The sequence below is a fragment of the Tatumella sp. JGM94 genome, assembly GCF_018257595.1.
Taxonomy (GTDB): domain Bacteria; phylum Pseudomonadota; class Gammaproteobacteria; order Enterobacterales; family Enterobacteriaceae; genus Tatumella; species Tatumella punctata.
Window position 1 is genome coordinate 14,301 of the sequence record NZ_JAERJN010000004.1, and the last position, 22,099, is coordinate 36,399.

The 22,099-nt window shown below is 50.0% G+C and carries 22 protein-coding genes; 5 read left to right on the forward strand and 17 right to left on the reverse strand.

Annotation, left to right across the window (positions count from 1 at the left end):
* Positions 1-48: 48 nt before the first annotated feature.
* Entirely contained in the window at positions 49-918 is an 870-nt protein-coding gene (locus tag JK216_RS04010) for a phosphoribulokinase (protein ID WP_212711361.1), read from the forward strand.
* 38 nt (positions 919-956) lie between these two features.
* On the opposite strand, the gene JK216_RS04015 is transcribed toward JK216_RS04010, so the two are convergent.
* Entirely contained in the window at positions 957-1,361 is a 405-nt protein-coding gene (locus tag JK216_RS04015; RefSeq protein WP_212707405.1) for an OsmC family protein, read from the reverse strand.
* A gap of 301 nt (positions 1,362-1,662) precedes the next feature.
* Here JK216_RS04015 and crp point away from each other — a divergent pair, with 301 nt between their 5' ends.
* A complete protein-coding gene (crp, locus tag JK216_RS04020; RefSeq protein ID WP_212707404.1) occupies positions 1,663-2,295 on the forward strand; it encodes a cAMP-activated global transcriptional regulator CRP in 633 nt (210 codons plus the stop codon).
* Positions 2,296-2,366: 71 nt separating this feature from the next.
* Complete coding sequence (locus JK216_RS04025) at positions 2,367-4,442, forward strand: YccS/YhfK family putative transporter (RefSeq protein ID WP_212711362.1); 2,076 nt, start codon at positions 2,367-2,369, stop codon at positions 4,440-4,442.
* A 43-nt stretch (positions 4,443-4,485) separates the two neighbouring features.
* Here JK216_RS04025 and JK216_RS04030 read toward each other — a convergent pair whose 3' ends face one another.
* The 3 genes from JK216_RS04030 to ppiA all read right to left on the reverse strand — a co-directional run bounded on the left by JK216_RS04030 (position 4,486) and on the right by ppiA (position 7,053).
* Positions 4,486-5,703, reverse strand: a complete 1,218-nt coding sequence (locus tag JK216_RS04030; RefSeq protein WP_212710323.1) for an aspartate aminotransferase family protein — start codon at positions 5,701-5,703, stop codon at positions 4,486-4,488.
* An 85-nt stretch (positions 5,704-5,788) separates the two neighbouring features.
* Positions 5,789-6,370, reverse strand: coding sequence for an aminodeoxychorismate/anthranilate synthase component II (locus JK216_RS04035; RefSeq protein ID WP_212707401.1), 582 nt, complete (start codon positions 6,368-6,370; stop codon positions 5,789-5,791).
* Positions 6,371-6,495: 125 nt separating this feature from the next.
* Positions 6,496-7,053 (reverse strand): peptidylprolyl isomerase A, encoded by a 558-nt coding sequence (gene ppiA / locus JK216_RS04040; protein ID WP_212707400.1) that lies wholly within the window; start codon positions 7,051-7,053, stop codon positions 6,496-6,498.
* 258 nt (positions 7,054-7,311) lie between these two features.
* On the opposite strand from ppiA, the gene tsgA reads away from it, so the two are divergent.
* Positions 7,312-8,496, forward strand: coding sequence for an MFS transporter TsgA (tsgA, locus tag JK216_RS04045; protein ID WP_212711363.1), 1,185 nt, complete (start codon positions 7,312-7,314; stop codon positions 8,494-8,496).
* Between the two features lie 101 nt (positions 8,497-8,597).
* Here the strand turns inward: tsgA and trpS are convergent, their stop codons facing one another.
* The 12 genes from trpS to JK216_RS04105 form a co-directional block, all read right to left on the reverse strand.
* Positions 8,598-9,608, reverse strand: a complete 1,011-nt coding sequence (gene trpS / locus JK216_RS04050) for a tryptophan--tRNA ligase (RefSeq protein ID WP_212707398.1) — start codon at positions 9,606-9,608, stop codon at positions 8,598-8,600.
* 18 nt (positions 9,609-9,626) lie between these two features.
* On the reverse strand, positions 9,627-10,304 hold the full coding sequence (locus JK216_RS04055; RefSeq protein WP_212710322.1) for a phosphoglycolate phosphatase: 678 nt from the start codon (positions 10,302-10,304) through the stop codon (positions 9,627-9,629).
* Positions 10,288-10,971: a ribulose-phosphate 3-epimerase gene (gene rpe / locus JK216_RS04060; protein WP_212711364.1), complete on the reverse strand. Its 684-nt coding sequence runs from the start codon at positions 10,969-10,971 to the stop codon at positions 10,288-10,290. Before rpe ends, JK216_RS04055 begins: the two co-directional genes overlap by 17 nt.
* A gap of 63 nt (positions 10,972-11,034) precedes the next feature.
* Entirely contained in the window at positions 11,035-11,847 is an 813-nt protein-coding gene (gene dam / locus JK216_RS04065; protein WP_212711365.1) for an adenine-specific DNA-methyltransferase, read from the reverse strand.
* A gap of 97 nt (positions 11,848-11,944) precedes the next feature.
* On the reverse strand, positions 11,945-13,081 hold the full coding sequence (locus JK216_RS04070; RefSeq protein WP_212711366.1) for an SPOR domain-containing protein: 1,137 nt from the start codon (positions 13,079-13,081) through the stop codon (positions 11,945-11,947).
* 72 nt (positions 13,082-13,153) lie between these two features.
* Positions 13,154-14,242 (reverse strand): 3-dehydroquinate synthase, encoded by a 1,089-nt coding sequence (aroB, locus tag JK216_RS04075; protein ID WP_212707393.1) that lies wholly within the window; start codon positions 14,240-14,242, stop codon positions 13,154-13,156.
* A 39-nt stretch (positions 14,243-14,281) separates the two neighbouring features.
* Positions 14,282-14,803, reverse strand: coding sequence for a shikimate kinase AroK (gene aroK / locus JK216_RS04080; RefSeq protein WP_212707392.1), 522 nt, complete (start codon positions 14,801-14,803; stop codon positions 14,282-14,284).
* Positions 14,804-15,162: 359 nt separating this feature from the next.
* Complete coding sequence (pilQ, locus tag JK216_RS04085) at positions 15,163-16,398, reverse strand: type IV pilus secretin PilQ (protein WP_349290156.1); 1,236 nt, start codon at positions 16,396-16,398, stop codon at positions 15,163-15,165.
* Positions 16,388-16,738: a HofP DNA utilization family protein gene (locus JK216_RS04090; RefSeq protein ID WP_212711368.1), complete on the reverse strand. Its 351-nt coding sequence runs from the start codon at positions 16,736-16,738 to the stop codon at positions 16,388-16,390. Before JK216_RS04090 ends, pilQ begins: the two co-directional genes overlap by 11 nt.
* Positions 16,731-17,219, reverse strand: a complete 489-nt coding sequence (locus JK216_RS04095; RefSeq protein WP_212711369.1) for a hypothetical protein — start codon at positions 17,217-17,219, stop codon at positions 16,731-16,733. The genes JK216_RS04090 and JK216_RS04095 overlap by 8 nt, the downstream gene beginning before the upstream one ends.
* Entirely contained in the window at positions 17,212-17,775 is a 564-nt protein-coding gene (locus JK216_RS17130) for a PilN domain-containing protein (protein ID WP_212711370.1), read from the reverse strand. The genes JK216_RS04095 and JK216_RS17130 overlap by 8 nt, the downstream gene beginning before the upstream one ends.
* Entirely contained in the window at positions 17,772-18,605 is an 834-nt protein-coding gene (locus JK216_RS04105) for a pilus assembly protein (protein ID WP_212711371.1), read from the reverse strand. The genes JK216_RS17130 and JK216_RS04105 overlap by 4 nt, the downstream gene beginning before the upstream one ends.
* A gap of 118 nt (positions 18,606-18,723) precedes the next feature.
* Between JK216_RS04105 and mrcA the strand changes: the two genes are divergently transcribed.
* Complete coding sequence (gene mrcA, locus JK216_RS04110) at positions 18,724-21,276, forward strand: peptidoglycan glycosyltransferase/peptidoglycan DD-transpeptidase MrcA (RefSeq protein WP_212711372.1); 2,553 nt, start codon at positions 18,724-18,726, stop codon at positions 21,274-21,276.
* 54 nt (positions 21,277-21,330) lie between these two features.
* Here mrcA and nudE read toward each other — a convergent pair whose 3' ends face one another.
* Positions 21,331-21,894 (reverse strand): ADP compounds hydrolase NudE, encoded by a 564-nt coding sequence (nudE, locus tag JK216_RS04115; protein WP_212711373.1) that lies wholly within the window; start codon positions 21,892-21,894, stop codon positions 21,331-21,333.
* Positions 21,895-22,099: the final 205 nt, after the last annotated feature.

Genomic DNA, 22,099 nt, shown 5'->3' on the forward strand with positions numbered 1-22,099 from the left:
ACATGTTAACAATGCTGTCAGCCGTATTGGTTCAGGGAGCATAACGTTATGTCAGCAAGGCATCCTATCATTGCCGTTACCGGTTCCAGCGGTGCCGGAACAAGTACTACCAGCCTCGCCTTTCGTAAAATTTTCCAGCAACTGAATATCCGTGCCGCAGAAGTGGAAGGAGACAGTTTTCACCGGTATAGCCGGCCAGAGATGGATGTTGCTATCCGCAAAGCACGGGATCTGGGGAGGCATATCAGTTATTTTGGACCCGAGGCCAATGACTTCTCTCTGCTGGAACAGACCTTTACCGAATATGCCCGCCAGGGTACCGGTCGCTCACGTAAATATTTACATACCTATGATGAAGCAGTGCCCTGGAAACAGCAGCCCGGTACCTTCACCCCCTGGCAACCTTTACCGGAGAATACGGATGTCTTGTTCTATGAAGGATTACACGGCGGTATTGTTACCGGACAACACAACGTTGCTGACAAAGTTGATTTGATGGTCGGTGTGGTACCGATCGTTAATCTGGAATGGATTCAGAAACTGGTCAGAGACACCGGCGAACGCGGCCACTCCCGTGAAGCGGTGATGGATTCGGTGGTACGGTCGATGGATGACTATATTAACTATATCACTCCGCAATTTTCCCGGACCCATATTAACTTTCAGCGGGTACCGACGGTTGATACGTCTAATCCGTTCGCAGCAAAGACCATCCCTTCACTGGATGAGAGTTTGGTGGTGATCCATTTCCGGGGGTTGGAAGAGATTAATTTCCCGTATTTACTGGCGATGATCCACGGGGCATTTATTTCACATATCAATACGCTGGTCGTGCCGGGAGGCAAGATGGGGCTGGCCATGGAGCTGATTATGACACCGCTGGTGAAACAATTGATCGAACAGCGCGCTCCCCGCTAATACGTCCGGATGCCAGACAGCATCCGGACACCATGAACTTACAGACTTATCACTTCAACACTGTGGGTAACATCAACCCCTTTACCCAGCATTAAAGCAACCGAGCAATATTTTTCAGCCGAAAGTGAAACTGCACGCTCTACCGCTGTATCGGCCAGGTTATGCCCGGTGACAATAAAGTGAAGATTAATATGGGTAAACAGACGCGGCGCTTCTTCGCGACGCTGCGATGTCAGTTTAACTTCACAGTCTGTCACATCATGACGGCCTTTCTGCAAAATAGACACCACGTCAATGGCACTACAGCTTCCGGTAGCCATCAAAACCATTTCCATCGGGCTGGGAGCTTTGTCACCGGCATTACCATCCATAAGGACCTGATGTCCCGAGGCTGATTCCCCGATAAAACTCAACCCTTCAACCCATTTTACGCGTGCCTGCATTGTTCTTACTCTCAGTTTATTAAATATCTGTCAGATTACTCCTTCACAGGATAAACGGCAATCTGCGGGCAATGACCCGGGCCAGACAATACAACAGGAGACAGTTTCCTCAGGGTATGCTACAAACAGAGGGGTAGATAATTTTTACCCGATTACAACCATGGCAAAACGGTCGTCTTCACCAGAGTAAGTGTCACTGGGTCACCGCGAATGTCAGACAAAAAAGCCCTATGATTTCAAAGCCCCACAGGATCTTACCCCCTGTGTTTCCGGCACGATTACAACAGAAGGATACAAGAGAATGGTTCTTGGTAAACCACAAACAGACCCTACATTAGAATGGTTCCTGTCCCATTGTCATATTCACAAATATCCCTCCAAAAGCACCCTGATCCATCAGGGTGAAAAAGCGGAAACTCTCTATTATATAGTGAAAGGCTCCGTTGCTGTTCTGATTAAAGATGAAGAAGGAAAAGAGATGATCCTCTCTTATCTGAATCAGGGCGATTTTATTGGAGAACTGGGATTATTTGAGGAAGGCCAGGAACGTACTGCCTGGGTGCGCGCCAAAGTTGCCTGTGAGGTTGCGGAGATTTCTTACAAGAAATTCCGTCAGCTTATTCAGGTGAATCCCGAAATTCTGATGCGCTTATCATCACAGATGGCACGCCGTTTACAGGTAACGTCGGAAAAAGTCGGTAATCTGGCCTTTCTTGACGTTACCGGACGCATTGCCCAGACCCTGCTTAACCTGGCACGTCAGCCCGATGCAATGACTCATCCTGACGGAATGCAGATCAAAATTACCCGTCAGGAGATCGGCCAAATCGTCGGTTGTTCCCGCGAAACCGTCGGCCGGATCCTGAAAATGCTGGAAGATCAGAACCTGATTTCAGCCCACGGGAAAACCATCGTCGTCTACGGTACCCGTTAACGGATCATACTGTCCGCTGCACGGCAGGTGACTGCCGTGTCTTGTTTATTATTGACCTGCGGTTGTATCTGATGTGGCGCAGAATTGTTTATCACCCTGAAGTTAACTATGCCTTGCGCCAGACACTTATCCTGTGTCTTCCTGTCGCCGCCGGATGGCTGGCCGGCGATCTGCAGAAAGGTCTGCTGTTTTCTCTGGTACCAGCCTGCTGCAATATCGCCGGACTGGATACCCCGCATCGCCATTTTTTTAAGCGAATTGTTATCGGCGGTACTCTGTTTGCGCTCAGTAGTTTCTTACTACAGTGGCTGCTGCTGCGTAATGTCCCGTTACCGTTTATTGTCGGTGCGCTTCCATTATTAATCGGAGTATGCGGTGAAATAAGCCCGTTGCATGGACGTCTGCTACCGGGGTCCCTGATCGCCATGACATTTACGCTGAGCCTGGTCGGACGAATGCCCCTGTGGGGCCCCCCTTTGCTCTATGGCTGCGGTACTTTATGGTACGGACTGTTTAACTGGTACTGGTTCAGGCTGTCTAAGGATCAGCCGCTGCGTGAAACACTCAGCCTGTTATACCGCGCTCTGGCGAAATATTGCGAGGAAAAATATACTCTGCTCAGCAGCAGTGATTATGATAAATCATTACCCGCATTACTGAATTACCAGCAGAAAGTCGTCGATTTAATCACCACCGCCTATCAGCAAATCCATATGCTTTCCGCGGAAAAAAACAGCCGTGAAAAATACCTGATCCGTACCTTTATGATGGCAGAAGACCTGCAGGAGCATATTTCAGTGACTCTCAGCCAGAGTGAGGATGTCAGAGATCTGGTACAGAAAAGTCAGTCGGGAGAAATTATCAAACGCACCGCTAATCTGGTTGCCGGACAACTGCGCAAGACCGCCGATAATATCCTTTATCACCAGATTCCGGCGGACTTTTCGATGCGTGAGTCTCTGTCAGAATTACAGAATATCGTCCGCCAGTACCCTGATAACCCTGTCGGCCAGTTCTATCTGTACCATTTCAGTAAAATTGCAACAGTACTGCAAACAAGGAAACCACTCTACCGCCGTGACCTTATGGCAGACAGCCAGCGACGACTGCCCTTGCTGGCCGCATTACGCAGCTATATTTCGTTAAAGTCTGTCGCCCTGCGGACTGCCGGCCGTTTTTCGGTCATGCTGATGACGGCCAGTACTCTGGCCCTGTCTTTGAATATGCCGAAGCCCTACTGGGTATTAATGACCATTATTCTGGTCAGTCAGAACAGTTATGCTGCAACCCGGGTCCGGATTCAGCACCGTGCCCTCGGCACATTTGCCGGCCTGATGATTGCCGCCTGGTCTCTGAAAATGGCCGCGCCGGAATCGGTGATCCTGCTGACAATGTTATTGCTGACCTTGTTCAGTAATCTCTTTTCCCGTCAGTACTACGGCTGGGCAACCATTGGTTTCACCGTCACTGCAGTATACAGCCTGCAGTTACTGTCCCTTAACGGGGTGAATTTCCTGGTGCCCCGCCTGCTGGATACCCTGCTGGGGTGCCTGATTGCTTTCGCCGGCATGCTATGGCTATGGCCGCAGTGGCAAAGTGCCCTGTTACGAAAAAATGCCCTGGATGTCCTGGAGACCTATCAGCATGCCCTGCAGATCTTACTTGCTCCGCAGCACACCGCCGATGAGTTAGAAAGTATCAGAATCAAGGTAAACCAGCGGCATAATGCCCTTTTCAGTTCAATGAACCAGGCTATGCAGGAACCCGGCTTTAATACTGAATATCTGAACGAAATGCATCTGTGGGTTACCCATAGCCAGTTTATTGTCGAACATATTAATGTGCTGACGACGCTTGCCCATGAACATACTATGCTCAGCCCCGGGCTGGCCCGCAGCTACCTGGAGTCCTGTGAGATTGCATTACAACAATGTCAGCAGCGCCTGAGTTACCAGAGTGAAGATGACCGCAGCAGTGCGGTAATGGATACTCCCGACAAGGTTCCTCTGGGGCCGGTAACCATTATGGAGCGGCAGCTCGATCAGATATTAAGCCACCTGAGAGTTATGCGGACTATTTCGTCGATTGTCTGGCGACAACGTCCCCGTCACGGACAGTGGCTGATAAATAAGAAAAAGAAAGTCTGAAGCAAACCCGCCAGCGTCCGCAAGGAGGCTGGCGGTCAGTAAGTTAGCCAAATACCTTTCCGACGGCTACGGATAAACGGGCCATTCCTTCACGTATGTCCTGCTCGGTGATCACCAGTGAGGGGGCAAAACGGATAACACCGCTACCTGCCGTAAGGATCATCACACCTTCGGCCGCTGCCGCATGTAACAAATCCCGGGCCTTCGGCTGATACTGTGGCTTCAGTTCTGCTCCGATCAACAGCCCCTTGCCGCGAATCTCACTGAACAGCGAAAAATGCCGGTTAATTTTTTCCAGCTCCTCTGTAAACCACTGACGCCGTATTTCTACACCCTGTAAGACCTCAGGGGTGTTAATCGTATCGAGCGCAGTTTCTGCGATAGCGCAAGCCAGAGGGTTACCCCCATAGGTTGTCCCATGGGTACCGGGAGACATCGCTGATGCAATTTCATTTGTTGTCAGCATTGCACTCACAGGGAAACCGCCCCCCAGCGCTTTGGCCGTGGTCAGAATATCGGGGGTCACACCATAATGTTCATAGGCAAATAATTTGCCGCTGCGGCCCATACCACTCTGCACTTCGTCCATCACCAGTAACGCCTGATGCTGATCACATAAATCCCTCAGCCCTTGCATAAACTCAGGTGTTGCCGGGGTAATGCCTCCTTCTCCCTGAATAGGTTCCAGAACAACCGCACAGGTATGATCGTCAATAACGGCTTTTACTGCCCCGAGATCATTAAAAGGAACATGCACTATATCGGCAGGTTTCGGCCCGAAACCGTCCGAATATTTTGGCTGGCCACCCACTGACACGGTAAATAACGTACGGCCATGGAACCCGTGGTGAAAAGCAATAATTTTGGTTTTATAAGGGCTATGGCGTACCGATGCGTAGTAACGGGCCAGTTTAAATGCGGCTTCATTGGCTTCGGCCCCGGAGTTGGCGAAAAATACCCGTTCGGCAAACGTTGCGTCAGTCAGCTTACTGGCGAGGCGCAGTGCCGGCTCATTAGTAAACACATTACTGGTATGCCACAGGGTTTCACCTTGTGTTTTCAGGGTGTCGACCAATGCCGGGTGGCAATGGCCCAGGGCAGTTACCGCAATTCCACCGGAGAAATCGACATACTCTTTACCCTGCTGATCCCAGACCCGACTGCCTTTACCTTTGACTGGCACAAACTGAGCGGGTGCATAAACAGGCAAAATGACCTGATCAAACGTTTCCCGGTTAACTGCTATCGTCTCTTTTGCCATTGAATTGTCCGCCTGATTTATCCGTGCATGAAAATATAAATAATAAGTCAAAAAATATGCATAAAAAATCAACCAAAGGCAAATATTAACCGGCCTGTTCGACAAAATTTTTCAATAACTGAAGTCCCTGCTCACTCATAATGCTTTCAGGATGAAACTGAACGCCTTCAATGGGTAATGTTTTATGCTTTATCCCCATAATTTCATCAAACTGCCGCTCCGATTCACTCCGGGCGGTGACTTCAAAGCACTCAGGCAGTGATTCTGCTTCCGCAACTAACGAATGGTAGCGGGTCACGGTCAGAGGATTATTCAGACGTCTGAATACCCCCTTGTCATTGTGGGTAATCACTGAGGTTTTACCATGCATCGGCTGACGGGCACGTACCACCTTACCCCCGAAAGCGACAGTAATCGCCTGATGCCCAAGGCATACACCCAGAATAGGTATTTTACCGGCGAAATATCTGATGGCCTCAACCGAGACTCCGGACTGATCCGGAGTACAGGGTCCCGGAGAAATCACCAGATGGCTTAAAGGTAATGCAGCAATTTCGGGGAGAGTAATAGCGTCGTTGCGTACTACCCTGACCTCAACACCGGTCACGGAAAAATACTGGTACAGATTCCAGGTAAAGGAATCGTAGTTATCGATAAGAAGTAACATGGCTGGTATGCCCCGCCTGACTGTCAGACGCATCGTCTGGTTATCTGTACTCCGGGCAGAGACTGAACCAGTAGCAGGGTATTTATCCTCCGGACTGCTGGCCAGTGTCCACTGGCCTGTCATTGTTACGGCAATACTTTCGCAGAAAGAATAGTGACCGGTTTTACAGGAACGTTCTGATAAGGGCCGATATTGGAGGTCTGAACCCGGGCAATATTATCGGCAACATCCATCCCTTTAATCACCTTACCAAATACTGCGTAACCAAAATCACGCTGGCCGTGATCCAGAAATGCGTTATCTGCGACGTTAATAAAGAACTGGCTGGTCGCACTGTCAGGATCAGCGGTACGGGCCATGGCAATAGTACCGCGCAGATTACGCAGCCCATTATCAGCTTCATTCTTAATAGGCGCACCGACAGGTTTTTGCGTCATATCGGCAGTAAAGCCTCCGCCCTGAATCATAAAACCCGGAATGACCCGATGAAACACAGTGTTGTTATAAAAACCACTATTAACGTAGCTTACAAAATTTTTGACGCTCACCGGGGCTTTTTGATCATTAAGCGCCAGTTCAATATTACCTGCTGAAGTTGTCAGCAGTACATGAGTATCAGCCAGTACCGATGCTGAAGAAAGAGCCAGCAACGCGACGGCAGCCGCCAGAGTACGTTTCAACATAAAAACTCCCTGATTGAATAAACCACACGGAAAACGAAGCTAATTGTAGAGAGATCACAGCAGGAGAACCAGATATTTACCTGCAGGCCATCTGCTGGCCGCAGGAAAAGATCATTACCGGTATAAAAATATGTGAATAAGATCATATTATTGATGAAATAAGAAAATGATGTTTCATTGATTATTTATCAGGATCACGGTTCACTCTATAATCCCATGGGATAATTCTCACCTTTCTTCTTACTAGGGTCTCTAACAATGACAAAGACCAATCTGACTGGCCTGACCTGGATCAGCTTTTTTTCCTATGCCCTGACCGGCGCATTAGTAATTGTGACCGGGATGGTCATGGATAATATTGCCCAGTACTTTAATGTTCCCGTATCAAGCATGAGTAATACTTTTACTTTTCTTAATACAGGGATTCTGGTTGCTATCTTCCTTAATGCCTGGCTGATGGAAATTATTCCGTTAAAACGCCAGTTAATCTTCGGGTTTATATTAATGCTACTGGCGATTGGCGGATTAGTCACCGGCCACAGTATCGCTATGTTCTCGGTATGCATGTTTGTACTGGGGGTGGTCAGCGGAATTACTATGTCTATCGGTACCTTCCTGATTACCCACCTTTACCAGGGTCGTCAGCGTGGTTCACGCCTGTTGTTTACTGACTCTTTCTTCAGTATGGCCGGAACCCTGTTCCCGATTATTGCAGGGGTTCTGCTGGCCAGACAACTGCCATGGTATTGGGTGTACTGCTGTATCGGTCTGATTTATGTGGCTATCTTTATTCTGACCTTAATGATTGAATTTCCGGTGCTGACGAAAAAAAGCCACCAACAGCAGGCAGAAAGAGAGAAATGGGGCAGTGGTGTTTTCCTGCTGGCACTGGCGGCACTGTGTTATATCCTCGGTCAGCTGGGCTTTATTTCCTGGGTTCCGGAATATGCCACCAAGAATCTGGGGGTACAGATTTCTGATGCGGGACAGCTGGTCGGTAATTTCTGGACTGCCTATATGGTCGGTATGTGGGTATTCAGTGTGGTACTGCGCTTCGTTGATCTGCAAAAAATCCTCGTGGTTATCACTGCCCTGGCCACTGCACTGATGTACTGGTTTACTCATACAGAAACTGTCGCAATGCTGCATATTATCATTATGATTTTAGGTTTCTTTTCCAGTGCAATTTACACCACCATCATTACTCTGGGTTCACAGCAGACCCGCGTGTCATCACCGAAACTGGTTAACTTTATTCTGACCTGCGGGACTATCGGTACCATGCTGACATTTGTCGTGACCAGCCCGATAGTAGAACACAGCGGACCACATGCGGCACTGATGACCGCCAATGGCTTATACGGGGTGGTATTTATCCTGTGTCTGTTGCTGGGTTTTGTCAGCAAACATCGTCTGAACAATATCGCGCCGGTTAAAGAGTAATCCGTGATTATTCAGCAAAAAACGCCGGATAACCGGCGTTTTTTCTGAGAAATAAAAAAGGACCATCTGCTGATGGTCCCTGCACTGGCTCTGGCTTATTTTCAGCCTTTAGGCCGGGCGACAAAACCTACCGCCTGGTAAACTTTATCCAGTGTCTCACGTGCTCTGCTGCTGGCTTTATCTGCACCTTCTTTCATGATCCGGTTCAGTAACTGTTCATCATTGCGGAAGTGTTCAAAGCGTTGTTGTAACTCTGCCAGCATCCCGGAAACAGCGTCGGCAACGGCACCTTTCAGATGTCCGTACATTTTACCGCTGAATTCCTGTTCCAGCTCGCTGACGGTTTGTCCGGTCACACCCGACAGAATATCCAGCAGGTTAGATACTCCGGCCTTATTTTTAATGTCATAACGGACTACCGGTGGCTCGTCAGAGTCAGTCACTGCACGTTTAATCTTTTTCACAACCGCTTTAGGATCTTCCAGTAATCCAATCACATTATTACGGTTATCATCGGATTTAGACATTTTCTTCGTCGGTTCCAGCAGCGACATCACCCTCGCACCGGACTTAGGAATAAAAGGCTCAGGAACCCGGAAAATATCACCATAAAGAGAGTTAAAACGCTGTGCAATATCGCGACTCAGTTCCAGATGTTGTTTCTGATCTTCCCCGACCGGTACCTGGTTAGTCTGATACAGCAGAATATCTGCCGCCATCAATACCGGATAATCAAACAGACCGGCATTAATATTTTCAGCATAACGTGACGACTTATCTTTAAACTGGGTCATACGGCTCAGCTCACCGAAATAGGTGTAGCAGTTCAGCAGCCATGAAAGCTGTGCATGCTCCGGCACATGTGACTGTACAAAGATGGTCGATTTTTCAGGGTCAATACCACAGGCCAGATACAGGGCCAGAGTATCCAGTGTCGCTTTATGCAGTGCTTGCGGATCCTGACGGACAGTAATCGCATGCTGGTCAACAATACAATAAATACAGTGGTAATCATCCTGCATCTGTACCCATTGACGAAGTGCCCCCATGTAATTACCAATGGTTAGTTCACCTGAAGGCTGCGCGCCACTAAAAACAATGGGTTTACTCATAAATTTTATCCTGATTTATTACAGCCCAAGTGCGGGCAGAAGTTGGTCAAAGCTATCCAGCACACAATCCGGGTGACTGTCTGCAATTGGCTCGCCATAGTTATATCCGTAGCTCAGCCCTGCACATGGTACTCCCGCAGACTTCGCCGCACGGATATCATTACGCGAATCACCAATAAACAGTAACTCACCGGCGGTCAGTCCCAGCTTACCCAGTACCAGATAGACAGCTGCCGGATGCGGTTTTTTGGCAGTGACATCATCACCGCCAATCACCAGCGAGAAGAACTGATCAATACCCAGTGATTTAAGTAAAGGGGCTACAAAGGGTGTAGGTTTGTTGGTCACTATCGCCATTGGCATATTCTGCTGACAAAGTATTTGCAGTGTCTGTTTCACACCGGGAAATAACGCACTGCCTTGCTCTGCCGTCTGTGCATAAAACTTATCAAACAGCTGGCGCGCCTGTGCAGCCTCATAAGGCGCAGGTGCCCGCTGCAGGGCATAAGTCAACGCACGCTGCATCATGATATCTGCCCCGTTACCTATCCAGGTGGAGACCCGGGCGACACCGGCCTCTGGCAGCGTCATCTGCTGTAATGCCATATCGACAGCGGCAGCCAGTCCGGGGGCACTGTCTGTCAGGGTTCCGTCCAGGTCAAAGGCCAGCGCACGAATATTAGTGAAATGAGCCATTAGCTGTCTCCAGTGCTCTGCGCATATCATCAATAATTTTCTTATAATCGGGGTGACCGAAAATCGCCGAGCCGGCAACAAACATATCCGCACCTGCAGCGGCGATCTGCCCGATATTATCAACTTTTACCCCGCCATCAACCTCAAGACGGATATCAAAACCACTGTGGTCGATACGCTGGCGTACCTCACGGAGCTTATTCAATGTCGAAGGCAGGAAGCTCTGACCGCCAAAACCAGGGTTAACCGACATCAGCAGGATCACATCAAGTTTGTCCATCACATAATCAAGGTAACTCAGGGGGGTGGCAGGATTAAATACCAGTCCGGCTTTGCAGCCATGTTCTTTAATCAGTTGCAGAGTACGATCAACATGTAAAGTGGCTTCCGGATGAAAGGTGATATAGCTGGCACCGGCTTTAGCGAATTGCGGGATCAGACTATCCACAGGAGAAACCATTAAATGAACATCAATCGGCGCAGAAATACCATAATCCCGCAGGGCTTTCAGCACCATCGGCCCCATCGTCAGGTTAGGGACGTAGTGGTTATCCATCACGTCAAAATGGACAACATCTCCGCCGGCGGCCAGTACTTTTGCCGTATCTTCACCCAGTCGGGCAAAATTTGCCGACAATATTGATGGTGCTATCAAGTAGTCTTTCATCTGATTCTCCCGATAATATTATTCAGCGTAATTCCCTGAACAATGCCGCTGTTTATGGTCAGTTTAACGATAAAGGGCCAGTATTTCGTTGACTTTGGTGCGACCGTTCACATTGCGGCTAATGGATCGTCTTGCTTTAACGATATGCTTTACCGCCGCGTTATACCATTGCTGAGTCAGCTCCGTATCATGATTAGAGATTAGCACAGGTACTGATCTTTCTTTTGCCAGTTCTTCGGCAAGCTCCGCCAGATGGATCTGCTCATGCAGGCTGAAACTGTTGGTATGGTAGGCAGTAAAATTAGCTGTTGCTGACAACGGTGCATACGGGGGATCACAATACACCACACAGCCACTGCTGGCTTCCCGCATCGTAGGGCCATAAGACTGACAGACGAAAGTAGCCTTCTGGGCACGCTCTGCGAACCACAACAGCTCGGCTTCAGGAAAATAGGGTTTCTGATAACGGCCGAAAGGTACATTGAATTCACCACGCAGGTTATAACGACAAAGACCGTTATAGCCATGGCGGTTAAGATATAAAAATAACAATGCACGGTGGTAGGCATCACGGCTCAGGTTAAACTCTACCCGATGGGCATAGTAAGCCTCTGATTTATTTTCCTCTGCCGTAAATAACCGGCGGGCATCTGCAATAAACGAGGTACTGTTGGTCTTAATAATATTGTAGAGATTAATTAAATCGCTATTAATATCAGCCAGTTGATAATTCTGATAGTCAGTATTCAGAAAAACAGAGCCGGCACCTACAAAAGGTTCAACTAAACAGTCCCCTTCGGGTAAGCATCGACGAATGTCATCCAGCAGGTGGTATTTACCCCCTGCCCACTTCAGGAAAGCGCGGTGTTTTTTCATGCTGTCGTAATAGAGATTTTTTCATTGATGGCTGTGGATAAACCGACAGCAGATCTGCGCTTATAAATGGGGCTGCCGGCAGCAGCCCCGATGATTATCACTTTCCGGCCTCTTTTTTGACCTGACTCACGGGTTTAACCCATGGACTTTTTGCCCGTACAGCGTCAGGAAGCGCACTGATAGCACGTTTTGCTTCTGCCGGGGTTGCATAAGAACCGCTGACCAATACAAACCATGGCTGCCCGTTACGTTGCGTCTGGTAAATATGGTAACTGCCCAGCTGTTGCTGTTTAGCCCATGTATTCAGAGCAGCTTCATGGGTTGTACCACTGAGTTGCAGGGTATATTGACCGGCAGGTAACTGGCGGGCAGGGTCTGCGGCACGGGTTACTGGCGGGACAGGTTCATGCTTCCTCACCGTGGCTGATGCGACGGGGGGGGCCGTTTTTTTCTGTTCAGCTGCCTGACGCTGTTGTACCGCCCGGCGTTGTTCTTCTGTACGACGCCGTTCTGCACTGCGACGATTTTCCCGTTGACGCTCACGTTCAGCGGCGACTGTTTTACGTTCATTCGCCTGGCTGGCGCTGTTTTGCGGAGTCCGGTGAACGACTGACGGCTTATTGGCCGGAGCGTTCAGGTTACCTGTCTGACCAGTCGCCGGTATGGGATTGGCCAGTTTTCCACTGCGGTCAAGCGTGGCAGGAGCCAACGGCAAAGATGTTGTAGCCGCCGCGGACTCTGCCGGTACCTGTGTATTATTCAGCGCACTGTTTATCCCGCCAGCCACCGTAATACGCTGCTGATCAGCCGGAGCCGTCCCTGCCGCTGCCTGAGATGGCGTCGACGAGATAGCGGGCATAGCAATAGTGTTACTTCCGGCGGAGGCATTATTGGCAGGTGTCTCAGTATCTGAGGGTGTCTCTGTCGCGGCAGCAGACGCCGGGGCAGACTGCCCGCTCATGGCAGAGGTACCTGAAAGATCAATATCTTTACCAGCACTGCCGGATGAGCTGGCCGGGGCAGCAGGTGCATGTCCGGAGGGTGATTTCAGTGCAGAACCAATACCGAGGATCAACAGTAACAGCACCAGAATCCCGACGGCAATCATAATATGTTGCTTAGATACCGGTAATGATACCGGTAATTTCGGCCCTGCAGAGGGTTTACGGTTTCGCGCAGCAGGACGATCACTGGCGTCAGGCTTTAACTCATCTTCCGGTTGAAACTCATCCATTAAACCACCTCATACTTAACCATTGATCTCTCGCTGCCTTTTCGTGCCGCGGGAACACTGTATGCCGTATTATCAGCCGGGCAGACAATCATTGATTGCCCTGGTAACAATATCATGAGAAATATCGCCTCTCACTTCTGACTGCCCGATATTACGAGGCAGAACCAGACGAAGTTCACCGGCTAATACCTTTTTATCCCGCATCATATGCGGCAGATACTGGCTGGCGGTCATTTCCCGCGGTCCGTGCACCGGCAAACCGGCACGCTCCAGTAACTTAATAATACGTTGAGTATCATCAGGGCTGAAACCATTGATATATTCAGCGGTCCTGGCCGCCATCACTATACCGGCAGACACCGCTTCGCCGTGCAGCCAGTTGCCATAGCCCATATGTGCTTCAATCGCATGACCGAAGGTATGCCCCAGATTAAGCAGGGCCCGGACACCGGACTCACGCTCATCGGCAGCCACAACCCGGGCTTTAAGCTCACAGCAACGACGAATACACTGCGCCAGTGCTTTTTCATCCAGAGCAACTAATGCTTCCATATGGTTTTCCAGCCATACGAAAAAATCATTATCCAGAATGATACCGTATTTAATCACTTCTGCCAGTCCGGACGAAAGTTCACGCGGGGGCAGCGTTTTCAGACAATCAGTATCAATGATGACCGAGGCAGGCTGATAAAACGCGCCGATCATATTTTTACCCAGCGGATGGTTTACCGCTGTTTTTCCCCCGACAGAGGAATCTACCTGTGAGAGTAAGGTGGTGGGTATTTGAATAAAGCGGACACCACGCTGATAGCAGGCCGCAGCAAAACCCGTCATGTCGCCAATTACACCGCCGCCGAGAGCGATCAGGGTGGTATCACGGCCATGAGGTTTTTCAAGTAATGCGGTGAATATTTGTTCAAGGACAGTCAGCGTTTTATACTGTTCACCGTCAGGCAATATAACCTGGTCAACTAAAACGCCTGCAGCTGATAGTTTTTCAGTCACAGCATCCAGATACAGCGGTGCCAATGTATCATTGGTCACCACCATTACAGGATTTCCGGCACCCAGCGGCCAGTATGAGGCAGGATCATCAAACAAACCTGCAGCTATTCTTATCGGATAACTACGTTCTTCAAGTGAGACCGTGATCTGCTCCATAATGATCGATACCCTGCAACTTAGTCTGCTTAAGATAAATTAATTACTTTCCAGCATATGAATAATCTGGTTCGCGACCACTTTAGCACTTTGCTCATCAGTTCGAATGGTCACATCTGCAATTTCTTCATACAGCGGATTTCGCTCACCCGCCAGTTCTTCCAGCACTTCCCGCGGAGGAGAATCAACCTGAAGTAAAGGACGTCGTTTGTCACGCTGTGTACGTGCCAGTTGCTTTTCTATTGTCGTTTCCAGATACACAACCACACCACGGGCGGAAAGACGATTGCGGGTTTCACGTGATTTTACTGAGCCCCCCCCCGTCGCAAGAACAATGCCTTGTTTTTCAGTCAGCTCGTTGATGATTTTTTCTTCACGATCACGAAAACCATCTTCGCCTTCTACATCAAATACCCAGCCAACATCAGCTCCGGTACGTCGCTCAATTTCCTGATCGGAATCATAAAATTCCATATTGAGTTGCTGAGCTAACTGACGACCAATAGTGCTTTTGCCGGCACCCATAGGCCCAACCAGAAAGATATTTCGTTTCTCTGCCATTTTATCGGTATTACTAAGAATTCGTTGATGATACCCCGCGTTCAGCCTTGCTGACAGGCGGGACAGAAACTGAGACCTCATAAGCGTTAATAAGAGTCAGACAAAAAATTATCTCAACACTATGGGTCGTTTGGCAACCAAATAAATGATTTCCGGCGAAGCTTTCTCCTCCGGAGCGATATTAAATCGTATCTTTTGTTCATTTTTACAACAACATTGCTGCAGACAACAAAGATAACCTGATACTTTATCTGGTCCCGGATAACTACATACAGGTTTACAAAATCGCTAATCTTTTATGCTAAATATTACGCTGCGTCAACGTTGTTCCCTGCTGTGGGGATAATTACAGGGAATAATCAGGGAAATACCAATCTGGGGGTGATAAATATCACCAGTTCCCGCTTCGTCTGCTGGCTGACATCCTGCCGGAAAAGACGGCCAATCGCGGGTAATTCCCCGATAACCGGGACTTTGTTCTGCTGGTTATTCGTCTGTTGCTGAAAGATCCCGCCAAGTGCTACCGTCTGTCCGTCCTGAATAGTGACTTTGGTCTCAATTTCCTGCTTATCAATACTCAGAGGCACATTATTGCCTTTTTGCAGGGCCTTGCCCGGGACATTCTGGCTCAGCCGGATGGTCAGCCTGACATTGCCTTCTCCCAGCACTTCCGGTGTAATCTGCATCCCCAGTACCGCTTCTTTAAATTCCACGGTCGCGTTTTCATTTCTGCCCTGCGAGACAATATAAGGGATTTCTGTCCCCTGTTTTATGGAGGCCACATTACCATGTGAGGTTATCAGACGCGGGCTGGCGATGATCTCAATCTGGTTTTCCTGCTCAAGTGCGCTCAGTTCAAGATTCAGCAACTGACCATTGATTCTGGCCAGCGTCATTCCCGCAGAGAAGAAAGCCGACTCAACACTTAACGGTATATCCAGCGACGGCGATGCCAGAATATCATTCACCGATGAAACACCACCCAGTCCCCAGCCGACACCCAGTTCACGTAACTGCTCTTCACTGATAGTCACGATATGGGCCGTAATTTCTACCTGCGGGACGGGTATATCGAACAGGGTTATCCACTGCGCAATGCTGACCAGCGCCGGGCCGGTATCGCGGATAATTAACATATTTGCTCTGCTATTCAGAGAGATTCGTCCCCGGGGAGTCAGAGGGCCAGCGTTCTCCTTAAGCAACAATGACCTGACCTGATTAACATCCGTATAGCGCAGTACAAAACGGCGGGTTTCCAGAGGTAATGCTGCTTCAACTGAATCCAGCGGCGGATGTCCGGTTTTCTCATCTCCGGAGCGTGGAGATATACGTAAAATATTTTGTTTACACCGGGCGGTCACCCCCGCCATTTCTGCCACCAGCGCTACTGCCTGCGGCCATTCAACGTCGCGTAATCTGACAGTTAAGCTTCCGCTCACCCCGGGAGCGATCACCAGGTTAGCCTGCCGGAACTCGGCGAGGTGATAAAATATTTGTGCTACCGGTGTATCCTCAAAATCCACGGTCACAGGGTTTGCAGTGACACTGCCGGTCACTGCAACAGAGAGCAAAAAACACAGCAGTTTAGCGTTCACGGGCATGACCAGTGGCCATTGTCAGTAGCCATAAAGGGGTCTGGCATTCACCCGTATTGCGTAATATCACACGGCCCCGCGTTATCTGTTCGACCTGCCATAACGTTCCCGGTAAGTACTGTCCGGCGAACAACAAGTAATAGCCCTGTGAGGGATGTGAAAGCCGGGCTGCTTGTTTATCCTGTTGCAGTACTGTCCCCTGTAAGCGCCATTGTGGTTCCCCCCTGTCCGGCAGGCGGCACTGGAGACTGATACCGGGTGGCTGAAAAGGGTTGCGGGCCGCTCCTGATACGTAAAAGCAGCAAAAAAACATCAGCGAGTAATAATGAATATTATTCATCAGGATTTAACCACATCACCATTTCCAGCCCCTCTTCCCGGTATTCAAGACCAAACCGGATCGGTAACAGAGAGGGCTGTAATATCCTCATCTGTCTGAAAAAGACCGCAACTTGCGGCCAGTCAAGCTGCAATTGTACCTCTGCCGGTGACTCTGTATTACGCCAGCGTCTGAGGGTTATCTCGTTGCCTGCCAGTATTTCTTCCAGGGCAATCCCTGTTTTCTGCTGTTGTGTGTTTCGTCGAATCAGTAACTGGTCACGTAACTGCTCCGCTGGCAGTAAACGGGATAATTGTTCCTGTTGCTGTCGGAGAAAGTTGTCCTGACGCAGATACTGTTGTTCACTGCGCTGCCAGCGCTGCCATTCCGGAAGAATCAGCAGCAGTGCAGAAAATAGCAGACCACACGCGGAGGTCAGGAGAAACAGGCCCCATTGCTGATAATGCGGCCGATAAAGCATGCCAGTTGCCCATTCAGTCATCTGCCCATCCCCCGTACAGCTGCATGCTTACCGCCAGATAGGCCCTGAGGGTAAAACGGTAATCCCCCTGCCCTGTCCCCTGCATTTCCTGAATATCGACCCGGGTGAAGAATGCTTGTCGCCGGAGGTTTCTTGTAAACAACATCAGGCTGGAGAGGGTATCCGCCTGGCCACGAAACGTCAGTGTCGTCTGTTCCTGTGCTACCGATATCAGCCACAGAGATAAAGGCATCAGGGCCGGTAACTTCACCCAGAAACGGCGCCAGTTATCCAGTCTGTCGGCCAGTGCCTGACGGGCTTCATCCTGTTGCTGTCGGTTAACTAACTGCTGAGATAACTGTTGTTGCTCTGCCAGCAGGCGACTGGTCAGTGCCTGTAATTTTTTCTGCTGGGCAACCCATACCGCGGTCTGTTTCCCGGACTGTGTCAGAGATAACCACAGGGCACTATTGACCGTCAGAAGGACAACCAGCATTAACAGAGCACGGGTCAGCCATTGCTGCTTCCTGCGTTGCAATACAGCTTCCCGCCATGGTAATAAATTTACCCGGATCACAGACGATCGTCCTGACGCAGTGCCAGCCCGGCAGCTAACGTAAAACTGCTTTCTTCTGCCGGTAACGGCGGCTGGCGATACACAATGGCAGGGAAAGGCGAAAAAAGACGAAATCCGGCGGGGACCCGTGGCGGAAGCTGACTGCCACAAAAAAAACGAGCCTCTGCCTCAGGGCATTGCTGCGTACATATGAATTCAGCATCGGGACACTGCTGCCGAAACTGCCAGCCATGTTGCAGCTTACCCTGACGATAGCAGGCCCATAGCCAGAATGTATCGCTTTCATGGACAAGGATCCGGTCATGACCGGAACCCTGCATACTCAGGGCGACCGCAAGACTGCCATGCATTAGTTCAAAAACATCAGGGCTGAGTCCGGCCCGATAGAAAATATTTTGCCATTGTTCAATAACTGTCTGACTGGCTACCGTAATACTGACACTGTCAGACTGCAGGACAGCCGGCTGATAATCTATCGCTAACGGGCCGCTGCCTTCAGGAAATAACCGCCCTGCGGCCGCCCTGATATAACTTCCCAACACAGGTTCGCAGGCAACAGCAGACGGAACATCCAGCTGCCGCTGTAATACCAGGTGTGGCGGTAACCCTACACGTAATGAGAACTTTCGCGGCAGTAATCTGCGCCAGTGCTCTAATAACCGGACCAGCACGGTCCGGGGGCCATTCATATCCTGATTGCTATCCTGACAGGGAACAGGTTGTTGCCACCAGTGGCGTAGTTGCCAGCCATTACGTCGCGGCTGAACCCCGAGGGCGGTAACCTGCCCGGGCTGAATATCAAGCCCGATATGCCAGTAATTTGCCTTCATCCAGGACACCTCCATTGTGTCTGTGCGTAAAATGACGTATCAAACCATTCCGACAGCCTTTATACTACGCGCCGATTGTTTATAAACTGTCCGGTTGACCTATAGCGGGAAATTTCAGGTGAAGTTCTTAAAGTATTTATTCATTTTGGCAGTGTGTTGCGTGCTACTGGGCGTGGGCTCGGTTTATGGCTTATATAAATATATAGAGCCTCAGTTACCCGACGTTAACACGCTGAAAGACGTTCGCCTGCAGACACCCATGCAGGTGTACAGTGCTGACGGCGACCTCATCGCACAATTTGGCGAAAAACGCCGTGTGCCGTTAAAACTTAATCAGATCCCGCCGGAGATGGTAAAAGCGTTCATCGCGACCGAAGACAGTCGTTTTTATGAGCACCACGGGGTTGATCCTGTCGGCGTTTTCCGCGCCGCGAGTATTGCGCTGGTCTCCGGCCATGCCAGCCAGGGTGCCAGTACTATTACCCAGCAATTAGCACGGAACTTTTTCCTCACCCCGGAAAAAACGCTGATGAGGAAAATCAAAGAAGCGTTCCTCGCTATCCGTATCGAACAGCTGCTCAGTAAAGATGAAATTCTTGAGTTGTATCTGAATAAAATTTATCTCGGCTACAGGGCTTATGGTGTGGGTGCGGCAGCGCAGGTGTACTTCGGCAAAAATGTTGACCAGCTGACATTGAGTGAGATGGCAATGATTGCCGGATTGCCGAAAGCCCCTTCCACGTTTAACCCGCTCTATTCCCCTGAGCGAGCTCTGGCACGCCGTAACGTTGTTCTGTCCCGTATGCTGGACCAGAACTATATTACCCGCCAGCAATATGATGACGCCCGTCAGCAGAAAATTGATGCCAGCTATCATGGTCCGGAAGTGGTTTTTACCGCACCGTATATTACCGAAATGGTGCGTCAGGAGATGATTAAACGCTACGGGGATAATGCGTATACTGATGGCTTCAAGGTATACACCACTATCACCCGCCGGTTACAGACCGCGGCCCAGGATGCCGTCCGGAAGAATGTGATTGATTATGATATGCGCCACGGCTATCGCGGACCACAAAAAGTATTGTGGAAACCTCAGGAGCAGGCCTGGGCACCTTCAAAGATCAATGACGAGCTGAACAGCCTGCCGGTTTACGGTCCCCTGATCCCTGCGGTAGTCACCTCTGCTGACAGCACTGCTGCCAGCGTGGTGATAAAAGGCGGTAACAGGCTATCCCTCGACCTTGCTGCAGTACGCTGGGCGAGACCTTTTCGGTCAGACACTGTGCAGGGCCCGGTACCACGTTCGGTCAGCCAGGTTCTCCAGGCCGGACAACAGATTTGGGTACGTCAGGATAACAGCCAGTGGTTACTGGCACAGGTTCCGGAAGTTAACTCGGCGTTAGTTTCTCTGAACTCTAAAACCGGGGCTGTCATAGCACTGGTCGGTGGTTTTGACTTCAGCCAGAGTATGTTTAACCGGGCCACTCAGGCATTACGCCAGGTAGGTTCTAATATTAAACCTCTCCTTTATACCGCTGCTCTGGATAAAGGGCTGACACTGGCAACCATGTTAAACGATGTACCGATTTCCCGCTGGGATGCCGGTGCCGGCACTGACTGGCGCCCCCATAATTCGCCAAATACCTATGACGGGCCTATCCGCTTACGTGAAGGCCTGGGTCTGTCGAAAAACGTGGTGATGGTCAGAGCAATGCGGGCGATGGGCGTAGACTATGCAGTGCAGTATCTGCAACGTCTCGGATTCCCGGCACAGAATATTGTGCGCACCGAATCACTGGCGTTAGGTGCGGCATCTTTCACCCCGATGCAGGTCGTCCGTGGGTATGCAACCTTAACCAATGGCGGCTTCCTGATTGATCCCTGGTTTATCCAGCGAATCGAAGATCCATCGGGGGATACCGTATTTGAGGAAAAACCCAAAATTGCCTGCCCGCAGTGTAATATCCCGGTGATTTATGGTGATACACCGAAATCTGCGGCACTGAATGAAGACAGTATCGAGAACGTGGCCCGGCCGGATGAAACTCCGGTCACGGAACCGGCACCGCCGCAGACCGATCTTGAGCAGGCTCCCGGTCAGCCGGCTACCGATCAACAATACGCACCCCATGTCATCAGTACTCAGCTATCTTTCCTGATTAAAAGTGCAATGAACTCAAATATTTTCGGCGAACCGGGCTGGCAAGGAACTGGCTGGCGTGCAGGGAGAGACCTGAAACGTAATGATATCGGCGGCAAAACCGGAACCACCAATAGTTCTAAAGATGCATGGTTTTCCGGTTATGGTCCGGACATTGCGACATCCGTCTGGATCGGTTTCGATGATGCCCGCAGAGACCTGGGCCGCAGTACCTTGTCCGGCGTGATAAAAGATCAGGCTTCCGGCTATGAGGGTGGAGCCAAAACAGCCCAGCCGGCGTGGGATGATTATATGAAAGTCGCTCTGGACGGTGTTGCCCTGCAACCACTGATACCGCCGGAGGGAATTACGACAGTCACTATCGATCGCAGTACCGGTAAGTTATCTAAAGGCGGAAGTAACAGTCGCCAGGAATATTTTATTACCGGTACCGAGCCGACGGAATATTCAGTCAGCGATAGCAGCCCGACTATTATGGATAATGGCCAGAGCCATGACCTATTCTGAGGTTCACTGAGCAACAAAAAGCCGGCACTGCCGGCTTTTTGTCAGATTTGAGGGTTATTCCGCGCCAGTGCTCTGTTTCAGCAGCCATTCACGTAATAAAAACAGTGCGCTGATATTACGGGCCTCACTAAACTGTTCTTTATCCAGCAAGGAAAGCAAATCATCCACCGGCCAGCGATGGACAACAAGTGGCTCAGGTTCATCCCCTGCCAGCTTTTCAGGGTAGAGGTCCTGTGCAACAATAATATTCATACGGCTGGAAAAGTAGGAAGGGGCCATCGTCAGGCTCGCCAGCAGCTCTGTCTTTCCGGCACCAAAACCCACCTCTTCCTTAAGCTCGCGCTGTGCCGCCTGCAACGGTGTTTCCCCGGGATCAATTAATCCTTTAGGGAAGCCCAGTTCATAACTTTCAAGTCCGACTGCATACTCTTCAATCAGCAGAACCGAATCCCCGTCGAGAGCAAGGATCATGACTGCTTCTCTGCCGTTCGGCTTCATCCGTTCATAGACCCGTCGCTCTCCGTTACTGAATTCCAGACTGACTTCCTGAATCGTAAACAGCCGGGAACGGGCAACCTCACTGACATTTAAAATTTCCGGTTTTTTCAGGGAACCCATTGATAACCTCGAAAAGAGCGTCGTAATGAACGCGTATATTATTAGCTGCTATTGAACCACAGCTGCCCTGTTAAGCTCAAATATCCCGGTGTTAACTCTTCACAACAGGCACTGGCTAAGGCATTATTTTCGCCAACACCATCCCTGAAAAAGCGCACAACACAATCAGAATTAACCGATACACTGAGAGCACTTTGTGCCGTAA

Coding starts and splice junctions, on each gene's coding strand:
- JK216_RS04015 (WP_212707405.1), bottom strand. CDS start 1,361: ATGCAGGCACGCGTAAAATGGGTTGAAGGGTTGAGTTTTATCGGGGAA.
- JK216_RS04090 (WP_212711368.1), bottom strand. CDS start 16,738: ATGAATAATATTCATTATTACTCGCTGATGTTTTTTTGCTGCTTTTAC.
- JK216_RS04105 (WP_212711371.1), bottom strand. CDS start 18,605: ATGAAGGCAAATTACTGGCATATCGGGCTTGATATTCAGCCCGGGCAG.
- JK216_RS04095 (WP_212711369.1), bottom strand. CDS start 17,219: ATGACTGAATGGGCAACTGGCATGCTTTATCGGCCGCATTATCAGCAA.
- JK216_RS04025 (WP_212711362.1), top strand. CDS start 2,367: ATGTGGCGCAGAATTGTTTATCACCCTGAAGTTAACTATGCCTTGCGC.
- nudE (WP_212711373.1), bottom strand. CDS start 21,894: ATGGGTTCCCTGAAAAAACCGGAAATTTTAAATGTCAGTGAGGTTGCC.
- aroB (WP_212707393.1), bottom strand. CDS start 14,242: ATGGAGCAGATCACGGTCTCACTTGAAGAACGTAGTTATCCGATAAGA.
- tsgA (WP_212711363.1), top strand. CDS start 7,312: ATGACAAAGACCAATCTGACTGGCCTGACCTGGATCAGCTTTTTTTCC.
- JK216_RS04010 (WP_212711361.1), top strand. CDS start 49: ATGTCAGCAAGGCATCCTATCATTGCCGTTACCGGTTCCAGCGGTGCC.
- dam (WP_212711365.1), bottom strand. CDS start 11,847: ATGAAAAAACACCGCGCTTTCCTGAAGTGGGCAGGGGGTAAATACCAC.
- JK216_RS04070 (WP_212711366.1), bottom strand. CDS start 13,081: ATGGATGAGTTTCAACCGGAAGATGAGTTAAAGCCTGACGCCAGTGAT.
- JK216_RS04055 (WP_212710322.1), bottom strand. CDS start 10,304: ATGGCTCATTTCACTAATATTCGTGCGCTGGCCTTTGACCTGGACGGA.
- JK216_RS04030 (WP_212710323.1), bottom strand. CDS start 5,703: ATGGCAAAAGAGACGATAGCAGTTAACCGGGAAACGTTTGATCAGGTC.
- JK216_RS04035 (WP_212707401.1), bottom strand. CDS start 6,370: ATGTTACTTCTTATCGATAACTACGATTCCTTTACCTGGAATCTGTAC.
- aroK (WP_212707392.1), bottom strand. CDS start 14,803: ATGGCAGAGAAACGAAATATCTTTCTGGTTGGGCCTATGGGTGCCGGC.
- trpS (WP_212707398.1), bottom strand. CDS start 9,608: ATGAGTAAACCCATTGTTTTTAGTGGCGCGCAGCCTTCAGGTGAACTA.
- ppiA (WP_212707400.1), bottom strand. CDS start 7,053: ATGTTGAAACGTACTCTGGCGGCTGCCGTCGCGTTGCTGGCTCTTTCT.
- crp (WP_212707404.1), top strand. CDS start 1,663: ATGGTTCTTGGTAAACCACAAACAGACCCTACATTAGAATGGTTCCTG.
- rpe (WP_212711364.1), bottom strand. CDS start 10,971: ATGAAAGACTACTTGATAGCACCATCAATATTGTCGGCAAATTTTGCC.